This is a genomic window from Brucella gallinifaecis (genome assembly GCF_006476605.1).
GTDB lineage: Bacteria > Pseudomonadota > Alphaproteobacteria > Rhizobiales > Rhizobiaceae > Brucella > Brucella gallinifaecis.
The window spans coordinates 114,420-124,145 of record NZ_ML636809.1 but is presented as its reverse complement, the minus strand read 5'-3'; the positions used below and the strand labels follow the sequence as shown (position 1 = coordinate 124,145).

Genomic DNA, 9,726 nt, shown 5'->3' with positions numbered 1-9,726 from the left:
GATGGTGGCGGCATAATCGCGGCGGAAATCCACTTAACGAAACGCCCGAAACTGTTCAGACAAACCGAACCACCTCTGTTATCTCGCCGTTTGCTAAGCCATCGCTGGCTGAACACTTTTTAGGCTGGTATTTCAATGCCTCTAAAGCACTATGAAATGGCAGAATATTGCGTGTTGTAAAAATATATGTCTACTAGTGCACTGACGTATTTATAGCTTTAAGCGGTGTTGTCACGTTAACTGGGCTACAGTTGCCTGCCTGACGGTTTGGGCGTAAATTTTGGCGATGCAGACATCAGATATCATCTTCAAGCGTCACCGTTTTCCGCCACAGATTATTGCTCATGCGGTGTGGCTTTATCTGCGGTTCAACCTTAGTCTGCGTGAAGTTGAGGAAATGCTGCTTGAGCGTGGAATCGACGTATCATACGAGACAGTTCGTCGTTGGATCGCCAAGTTCGGCCCCCAGATCACACGCAACTTGCGGCGGCGTCAGGCGCGCCCCGGCGATATTTGGTATTTGGACGAAGTGGTCGTCAAATGCGCTGGAGAGAAATTCTGGCTCTGGCGTGCGGTGGATCAACATGGCTCCGTTCTCGAAGAAATCTTGCAGAAGCGGCGTGATAAAAGGGCGGCAAAGCGACTGCTCGTGGCGTTAATGAAGCGCTATGGCTTTGCTCCCAAACGGATCATCACCGATAAGCTCCGCTCCTACGGTGCAGCAAAGGCAGAAGTGGCACCCGGCCTTGGCCATTGGTCGCACAAGGGCCTCAATAATCGGGCCGAAAATAGCCATCTGCCGTTTAGGCGGTTCCGAGCGTGATCCGGGTCTTGATCCAGAATGGATCCGCCGTATCTCGTTCTACTGGGAAGCCGTGCGTAACCAGTACGCAGCCTTCGAAAGCGACCTCAAGGGGCCGGCGTCGGAAGTCTACCTGCATGAAATGCCGGGTGGCCAGTTCACCAACCTCAAAGAACAGGCGCGCTCGCTCGGTCTCGAAACCCGCTGGCACCAGGTGGCGCAGGCCTATGCAGATGCCAACCAGATGTTTGGCGATATCGTCAAGGTGACGCCGTCGTCCAAGGTTGTAGGCGACATGGCCTTGATGATGGTGTCCCAGGACCTGACGGTTGCCGATGTCAAGAACCCGGCCAAGGATGTGTCCTTCCCGGAATCGGTCGTGTCGATGCTGAAGGGCGATCTCGGCCAGCCTCCGGGCGGATGGCCGAAGGCGCTTCAGGAAAAGGCGCTGAAGGGCGAAAAGGCCTACACGGAGCGCCCGGGCTCGCTGCTTGCCGATGCCGACCTTGATGCCGAGCGCAAGGTGATCGAGACCAAGCTGGAACGCACCGTCAGCGACTTCGAGTTTGCCTCGTACCTGATGTATCCGAAGGTCTTCGCCGATTACGCAATGGCCGCCGATACCTATGGCCCGGTCAGCGTCCTGCCGACGCCAGCTTATTTCTACGGGCTATCGGCCGGCGAAGAGCTGCTGCCTGAACTTGAAAAGGGCGTTTCGCTGGTTGTCCAGCATCAAGCCATGAGCGAACCCGACGAGCAGGCGATGGTCAAGGTGTTCTTCGAGCTCAACGGCCAGCCGCGCCGCATCAAGGTGCCGGATCGCGCCCATGGTGCGTCGGGCGGTGCCGCGCGCCGAAAGGGGGAACCCGGCAATGCAGCCCATGTCGCCGCGCCGATGCCGGGCGTCATCCCCCGCGTCTTCGTCACCCCCGGTCAGGCGATCAAGGCTGGCGACGTGCTGGTGTCGGTCGAGGCGATGAAGATGGAAACGGCGCTGCATGCGGAGAAGGACGGCACGGTCGCCGAAGTCCTCGTCAAGACCGGTGACCAGATCGATGCAAAAGATCTGCTTGTAATTATAGCGGTCGATCCAGACCTGTTTTAGCAAGTTAAAGTTGCGACATTCCCAGCAGATTACAGATGCGACAGGTGCTGACGTTCAGCCCCCATTCCGAGAGGCTGGTCGGGGTTGCAAACGAGGAATGGGGGCGGGTGAATATCCACCTCTTCGGCTTTAGCTTTCTCAGTAGCAATTGTTCTGTCAGCAGTTGATACTCGGCTCACCTGCATCGGGCAGGAGAGGGATCCAAGTCGTACAATGCTACCAAAAATCTGCCTGCAAGGTGATGTCGATATCGCTGCACTCTCACCACTGCTTCGCGGTATGCTGCTTGCAGTTGCCTATGCGCAGCGCGAGGGCGGCATCGGACTAACGGCAACCGGCGCGATGAACCGCAAGTTCGTGCATTGGGCTGCTGAGAACTTCCTCTGGCCCAGGTTCACAGCCAAAGACCTCTACAGCATGCACAAGGTGCTTAATGAAAACGACATGCCTCCACTTTGTGTTGTGCACGACCTGATCCGTTATCTGAAGCTTCTTCGCCGCAGGAAAAATGTACTGCTGCCAACCAAACGTGGCCTGGAGTTTCTGGTCAATCCACACGCTTTCTTCGATCTGATCGCCACCGATTATCTCTATTCGTATATTCATGCCACCGAACGTAAAGAGGCGATCCAGGCACGATTGCGTTGGTGGCGTATGTATCTCAATCTGCTCAATATCAAGACCAGAGAAGGGTGTAAGGCGATGGACATTGTAAAGATACTCTATCCGGATATCGCTCATCTGTCCGACACTGAAATAACCGTCGATGCGTGGGACCTGAAATTCGAGCTTCAGTACGGTGTCCTGCGACGCTTATGCTGGCTCGGCCTGCTTTTTGAGGCAAGAGAAGGGCTCAGCTTGCTCGACGACGGAACCTTCCACAAAACACCGCTCTGGACAGCTTGCCTGCAATTGGAGTCGGATACGCAAAGCGATATCGGTGTCCATTGACGCCCTTTATTCCGGCGCCGACTGTCTCAATAAAGCTTGTTCTCGCCGGGCAATGACGGCAGGGTCGCTCATGTAAGCTGTTCGCGATTTACGCTCTCGCTTCTGATAGCCGTTCCCGACACTGCCGTCAGGGATACCAAACATATGGTTGGCCTGACCGGTACGACGCGGACCGCTTTTGCTGCGTTGCTGCTCCCGTCCCGCCTGCATCTCAGCGACGATCGACAACATGTCATCCAGTCGCTTGTTCTCGACAACAGGCGAGCGATGAATGGAACGAAGCTTGTCGAATGTTGTATAGGGCAGGGTGTCCGTACCGTGCATGATCTCCAGACGTCCGTCGGGATAGTCGCAGACAATGACCTTCTGCCGCGCAAGCCGCTTTGCAACTTCGGTCGGTTCCAGGATGAACAGCACTTTATCATAGCGTAGTGTCAGTGTTTGTGACAGCGTTCGCACTTCCTTCCGGCACAGCGCACCATCAATATTCTCATGCGCTGCCAGCGGTCGATGCATGTCCTTGGGATTGCGTGGCTCCTTGCCAAAACGGCCATTGAAATCTGCAATATATTCTGGCGCATATGCATTGGCTGCTTCGATCGTATCGATGCCGCGCAGCCGCAATTCCTTGACCAGACGATCCTGCAAAGTCCTGTTTGCCCGCTCACCACGGCCTTTGGCCTGTGGAGTATTGGCACAGATAATGTCGATGTTGAGCTCATAAAGTGCCCGACCAAACTGTGTCAGGCCGCTTGTTCGGTCTTGCTTCGACGGATGAAGCGAACGAAAAACGCCGTGTTTGTCGCTATAGAAAGCTAGTGGTTTGCCCCATTGCTGGAGATATGCCTTCGTCGCATGAAAATAATCAAACGTGTTCTCTGAGCCCGCAAAGCGCAAATGCAGGAGCTTGCCAGTGGCATCGTCGATATAAACGAGGAGGGCGCATTTGGGACCCCGCTCCTCGAACCACCAATGATGCGAACCGTCGATCTGTATCAGTTCACCAAAGCAATCACGCCGGCCGCGCGGTTGATGCAGTTGTCGCTTGCGTTCGCGACGCGATGTCCACAATCCCGCTGCTGTCATCCATTGCCGCAGCGTCTCCTTGCTGACTGAAAGCTGATGGCGTTCAATCAGCTTCTCACAGGCCAGTGTCGGCCCAAAGTCCCGATAATACGTCCGTACAATATCCAGAACATCATTCCGGAAATCCTCGCCATAACGGCGATTGCTCGGGCGACCGCGCTTGCCCGAAACAAGGCCCGTTGCACCAAGCCGATCAAATGCCTGTAACATCCGATGAACCTGGCTGCGACTGAGGCCAAGCAGCGCCGCTGCCTCCACCACACGAAGCTGATTATCTCTGATTTGCTGAACGGTCTTCAGCCGGTTGAGTTCTTTCTGCGACATCGTGATCAAACAAGACATGACGGCTCCCATCCGCTGCTTGCATCTGAAAACCCAGTCTTCCTTTCTTTGTTCGGTTTGAACAGGGCACGAGATGCAAAATCTGTCGCATCTCTAATTTGCCCAAGTGTCGCATCTGTATATTGCTGTGGAAAAGCTACCCCAACTGCATCATGCCAGTGGTGAGGGTATCCGATTATACTGCTTCCTGCAAAAGTTGAGCAAAGACCTCGGCGGGTGTCTTAAATCCAAGGCACTTGCGCGGGGTCGCATTGAGCTTATGGGCGAGGGCAGTCAACTGAGCCTGGTTGACTTGTGTCAGATCAGTGTTGCTGGGCAAATACCGTCGGATGCGCTTGTTGATGTTCTCGATAGCACCTTTTTGCCATGGTGAGTTTGGGTCACAAAACCAGCTTTTAGCTCCCATTCCATCCTCCAAAGCCCGATACGCCATAAACTCGGAACCACGATCAAAGGTAAAACTTCGACGTGCGTGATAAGGCAATGCAGCAAAGGTCTGAATGATTTTATTCATGATCGGCTTTGAGTGCCGACTGTTGTTCTTGATGATGACGCAATAGCGGCTTTTGCGTTCAACAAGCGTCATGACATTGGCTTCTCCAAGGTCACGATCAAAGATGATTAAGTCACCTTCCCAATTTCCAAATTGCAGACGATTACTAATAAAATCAGGACGTTGATGAATGCGAAACGCTTCAGGAATGCGGGAACTACGTGATCGTCTGGTGCCGCGTGGGCAGCGTTTTGTTCGCATCTCAGCCAGGTATTCATACAGCTTCAGCGCGTATTCTTCCTTTGAATAAATGAAGCGATAGATCGTTTCTGCGCATAGACGTATCGCGCTCAGGCCATGGCTAATCAGCCGGCCACAGATCTGTTCCGGCGACCAATGTGCTTCCAATTGTTCTATGACGAACTTGCGCAGTTCTGGGTAACGTCTGAGCTTGCGCAACCGCGTTCTGCGCTCCTTACTAATGTTGTCGGCAACAACGCTATGATAGCCGTTATAGTCTGGTATCTCAGTGTCCCGAAAGCTGTTGCGCTTGATCTCGCGATAGATCGTCGAGCGATGACGACCCATCAGCCGCGCAATATCGCCGAGAGGGACTTTAAGCTGTTTAAGTTCGAAAAGACGGCGACGTTCGGACAAAGTGATCTGCGAATAGCGATTCGACATCCAATTTCCTCCATGGCTAACCACATGAATTCATTGGCATGTTGCAGTTTAAAATAGAATGTACCCTGTTATATACGTCGATCACATAATACTTATTATGGAACATTTTCTCGCAACGATGTTGAAGCAACAAATCGCTTCAAATTGATTCCAGCCCTAAGAATGTACGGCGGAATTGCAAGTGAATAGTGACCACAGTTTAATTGCAAAACATTCGGATTTACCCCAGCATTATTCAGACTTTCCAACAGAGCAATTGACAATTCTGGCAGTACAACCTTGTCTCTTTTTGCCAAAACAATCTGAATATCCAATGCCGGTCGGGCGAGACTGTAGGCGTAATTTCCGAGATCGAGCGGTGCCCAAGCCCTGTGCAGATGAGACAGGTCTATCGTAGGCTCAAAGCTTTCGCGTATGGCTCGCGTTGCGCGCCCGGTCCAAACCATACCGGCAAGACTTCCGGCTGTGAGAAACAGCGAGGCTTTCTTAACGTTGGTGTCATGGGCTGCTACCAATCCTGCGACCCACGAACCGAGGCTCATTCCGAGTACGGAGATTTCTTGATACCCTTCGCTTTTGAGCCAGCGGATGAGCTTCTGTCCATCCCACACGGCTTGCCGTAGCGACTGAATCGTTCGGCCGAGATTCGCGCTAAGCATATAATCAGCGTAGTTGGACCCCGGACGGCTTCGTTCGAAATGATAAGGCATTGCGATCTCGACAACCGTAATACCTCTTTTCGAGAAATAACCTGCGATCTGACTATTACGGGAACGTGCGTTCCAATGATGGAATATCACCAGTGCCTTATCCCGTGACCAGCTATCAGTGATCTTGGCCCAGACCAGGTTGTTTTCCTCTACGTCGGTCGAAATGTCAGATGGAAATTTGACGAAATCCCCTACCCGCTCATAATCATTTTCACTGCCATACGGCTCTCTGAAGAACGAAGGCATGGCGGCGGCCTGTACCCCGAGTTTGCAGAATTCATCGATACTGCAAACATTTGCAGCGCCCGGAAACGCAAGTTCTGCATCAAGTCTGACATCAGTTACTTTTTTTGCGTCTTCGCCGCGTCGTGCCCGTATCTCGTCCCATCTATCAAGCCAATTATGAAACACTTTGATTACTCACCTCACTCGCGCGCCGGGACCCAAGGGCCGGATCAAATAAGCCATAAATAGCGATTAGGAGCCCGACAAACATCAAGACAGTAAAACCAGAAAACGTGTCGATTGACAGATAGCTTGCAAATAGAAGCATCACAACGGCGCTCATTTTCCACAATGTGACTTTAAAATGATTTCCCGCTCCAGTGCGGGTCACTCCATAAAGGAAAACAAAACAGGTCGATATTGCGATTAGCAGACTGCTGTAATGTGTGGGCATGCGATAGCTAATACGGCTTTGGGCCGTCGCTTGATCGTACAAAATAGATGAAAGGTCGTTGATCACCCAGGCTACAATGCTCGCGCCGTTAGAGGCTAAATACGAGCTTTGTAGCTTCATCACGGTAGCGATCAATATGCCTAAAACCGTGCAGCGAAAAACCCCCTGCATAACCCAGATTGCGGTCTCGCTTCTAAAGCCCGTACCTGCGTTCGTCAGCGCTGTTGCACCTTCGCTTAACTTTCGAAGGTCGTGGATGACCGAGTAAAGCAGAATGAGGCCGGCGAAGAAGAGATAAAATGAAAAACTCATATAAAGATAGGCAAATGCCGTAAAACCGATCGCAACAGGTATCGTGACGATTTCAGGCCGGACTATCGCGATTGTGCCCCAATCGGTTGCGTAATTTCCTCCTCCATTAATAAGGGGGACCAGACAAACGCCGATCCACTGGAACACACCGGCAAATAGCAAACAAATCAGGAAGACCGCCCAAAACGAACCCGATGAGGCGTCGACAATATGTCGCCATGCGCGCTCGCTGTCCTGGGGCGCGCCATCGCAAAGCCGACGACGTTCTTCGTGCTTCCACGAATGCACCAGTTCGGAAACGAAGGCCAGGAAGACCGGAAGAAACACCATGAACACGAGGGTCCAGTTCGCCGCCCAAAGGAATCCGACCTGCTTGATCATGCCATCCGATCGGGTGAATGTTACGTTGTGAATGCCAATGATGTACGAAAGGAACCCGAGAGCCGACATTCCAGCAAAAGCCGAGGCAGACAGATTCAGCGGAGACCCCTCACCGAAAAGCTTCTCTGACCATCTAGTCAGATTCCATCGCTTACCATCGTTATCGTTTGCGGAGTCCGATGTTGCAATTCGGGGTTCAACTTGGGCTGGCTCCGACGGTTCGACTGTTTCAGTCTTCTTCTGCTCACGTCTTTTAGCGACAAGCCGAGAGTGTGCAGCGCTGAGTTCCATACTCCATTCGCTTGTAGCAACCGTATCACCACAACTTAAAACTCTTGCCAGCAACCCGATGTTGGTCGTGCTTATGCCTTTTTCATTCTCCTGAAACCAGAGCTGAACCGTTCGAAGATCGACGCCAATCCGCTTAGGATCTACATCCGTTATGGCCTCCGCCAGAAGCTCTGGCGTCCATGGACCTGCCGTATGACCGTCGGATCCTAGCGGGCGACCAGCACCGGCGGCGACAATGAGCTTGAACAATTCTTTGAAGTCGCTCCCATCCTTCGGTGGCGGGAGAAAAAACTTTCCGTTCTTTGTCAATAGCTTAGCGGCTCAGATTTCGTTTCGTTTCGCAGTGTTTCTTATCCTATCGTGTGGGATGCCTTAATCAACATTTTTATCACTTGGATTTTGGGATGACTGTTTCGTCAGAAAATTGGTGTATGGAGGCGAGAAACTGTGCATCGGACAGTAAGAAGCATTGATCTACTAATGATCGTGTATCGTGCTGCTATCAACTAGGCATCAGTTTCGAGGATTGCACTTACGAGCATCACCCATCTTCTGAAAATGAATTTCGGAGGCCATTATGGATGCTATTGCTAATGCATTGGATTGGCGGGATGAAACCAATGTCGTTCTCCTAGGCGACAATGGCCCGACAAAACGACTGCTGGATATGTCATCGCTAGCGGAAGATCCGCGCCGGATCGTAGATTATGAGCCGCAAGATGTGGATGACGCCATCGGAAAACTGGTCTATCTCGCCGCTTCTCTTATCTCCGGGCGGATTACGCTCGCACGGGGCGAAATGGCATCAGTTTTGAAAAGCGTCGATAAGAAATTATGATTGCTTTGGAAGCCCGCCAGCGGGCTTCTTCTATTTGCGGTCTGTCGCAATCCATTCGCCGGATGATTGATCCTTGGCAAATCCAACCGTTCTCGCGATAGTTTGCGCCGACGGGTTTTTTTTGACATTGGTTACGCATTCGACCATGCCGGTCGCACCGTCGACTGGCCAACAATTCGCCAACGTGACAGAGAGGTTTTCGAGTTCTCTTCTGTCCCATAAGAGCGGATTTTTTTCTTCCAGCTTCCTCACGGCAAACAATGCTTCAGCTTGAGTTGGCACATCGAGCTTGGCGCTCGCCGCTGGCTCATCGGGAACGGGACAAAGTGTAGGGTCGGCCTTGATCGCTGCAACAATATCGGCTTTTGCAATGGCTGTTGCGTTGCTCGAAGCGTTGGAGACTACAAACCAAGTACCGCCCGCGCCAACAGCGATGCCGGCGCTTGCTGCCAGTGCGAGAAGTGCGTTCTGATTCATTAGAGCTCCTTAAAGTTTCAAACTGAACCAATAGCGCCCCTTCAAACCTTGATAATCGGGAATGTCGAAAAAGTAAGGGTCTTTTCGCATTGGACGAGCAATGGAGACGACCTTTCGACAACTATTTCCGCGATCCGAGTTGCCAATGTCTCGATATTGAACATCCTTGTACTGCTGAAGCTCTTTGTTCTGTTCCCTGATCTTGTTGGTGCAGGTGTTGATTGTCTTTTCGCAGCGGTTGGACAGCATTGCGCCGCGATCACTCATATTGCTGGCTTCCTTGAATCCAGATGGGCAATCCTCGTAAGGCTGATATCCGGGTTTGCCAGACTTAGCTTCATGGCAAATGGGCCATGAAAAACCCGGTTTTGCCATGGCCTTGATCAACTTGGTCATTGGCGGGACGCAATAAGGGACACCATGCCACGAAGGGTTTGATGATGCTGCGCACAAAAGGACCTGACAGCCCCAAGATGGCATCCCTCCCGTGTCCTGCGCTATTGCAGCGGATGGCATCACGGCGATAGTGCCAAGGCCAGCGAGTGCAAACAGAAACTGCTTCATTTCAGGTCATC

The 9,726-nt window shown here is 52.2% G+C and carries 8 protein-coding genes and 2 pseudogenes; 4 read left to right on the top strand and 6 right to left on the bottom strand.

The annotated features are described in order from the left end of the window. Window positions 1-286 precede the first annotated feature (286 nt). The 3 genes and pseudogenes from FHY56_RS14165 to FHY56_RS17940 all read left to right on the top strand — a co-directional run. Window positions 287-811: pseudogene (locus FHY56_RS14165) on the top strand (IS6 family transposase); the annotation flags it as partial. Beyond that, a pseudogene (locus tag FHY56_RS14160) lies at window positions 810-1,907 on the top strand (biotin/lipoyl-containing protein); the annotation flags it as partial. The pseudogenes FHY56_RS14165 and FHY56_RS14160, both read left to right, overlap by 2 nt. 213 nt (window positions 1,908-2,120) lie before the next feature. Beyond that, complete coding sequence (locus tag FHY56_RS17940) at window positions 2,121-2,858, top strand: hypothetical protein (protein WP_168927611.1); 738 nt, start codon at window positions 2,121-2,123, stop codon at window positions 2,856-2,858. 6 nt (window positions 2,859-2,864) lie between these two features. On the opposite strand, the gene FHY56_RS14150 is transcribed toward FHY56_RS17940, so the two are convergent. From FHY56_RS14150 to FHY56_RS14135, 4 genes are all read right to left on the bottom strand, one after another. Beyond that, the gene (locus FHY56_RS14150) at window positions 2,865-4,286 is read right to left on the bottom strand and encodes an ISNCY family transposase (protein ID WP_140905802.1); all 1,422 of its coding nucleotides are present in this window, start codon (window positions 4,284-4,286) and stop codon (window positions 2,865-2,867) included. A gap of 175 nt (window positions 4,287-4,461) precedes the next feature. Next, window positions 4,462-5,463 carry an IS30 family transposase gene (locus FHY56_RS14145; RefSeq protein WP_140905801.1) on the bottom strand — a complete coding sequence of 334 codons (1,002 nt, stop codon included), beginning with the start codon at window positions 5,461-5,463 and terminating at the stop codon, window positions 4,462-4,464. A 95-nt stretch (window positions 5,464-5,558) separates the two neighbouring features. Then, on the bottom strand, window positions 5,559-6,584 hold the full coding sequence (locus FHY56_RS14140; protein ID WP_140905800.1) for an RcgR family putative quorum lactone hydrolase: 1,026 nt from the start codon (window positions 6,582-6,584) through the stop codon (window positions 5,559-5,561). Beyond that, window positions 6,574-8,145: an RcgA family putative transporter gene (locus tag FHY56_RS14135; protein WP_140905799.1), complete on the bottom strand. Its 1,572-nt coding sequence runs from the start codon at window positions 8,143-8,145 to the stop codon at window positions 6,574-6,576. Before FHY56_RS14135 ends, FHY56_RS14140 begins: the two co-directional genes overlap by 11 nt. Window positions 8,146-8,413: 268 nt before the next feature. On the opposite strand from FHY56_RS14135, the gene FHY56_RS14130 reads away from it, so the two are divergent. Next, the gene (locus FHY56_RS14130; protein ID WP_140905798.1) at window positions 8,414-8,674 is read left to right on the top strand and encodes a hypothetical protein; all 261 of its coding nucleotides are present in this window, start codon (window positions 8,414-8,416) and stop codon (window positions 8,672-8,674) included. A gap of 30 nt (window positions 8,675-8,704) precedes the next feature. Here FHY56_RS14130 and FHY56_RS14125 read toward each other — a convergent pair whose 3' ends face one another. Continuing rightward, window positions 8,705-9,151 carry a hypothetical protein gene (locus tag FHY56_RS14125; protein ID WP_140905797.1) on the bottom strand — a complete coding sequence of 149 codons (447 nt, stop codon included), beginning with the start codon at window positions 9,149-9,151 and terminating at the stop codon, window positions 8,705-8,707. A gap of 9 nt (window positions 9,152-9,160) precedes the next feature. After that, entirely contained in the window at window positions 9,161-9,715 is a 555-nt protein-coding gene (locus tag FHY56_RS14120) for a hypothetical protein (RefSeq protein ID WP_140905796.1), read from the bottom strand. Window positions 9,716-9,726 lie beyond the last annotated feature (11 nt).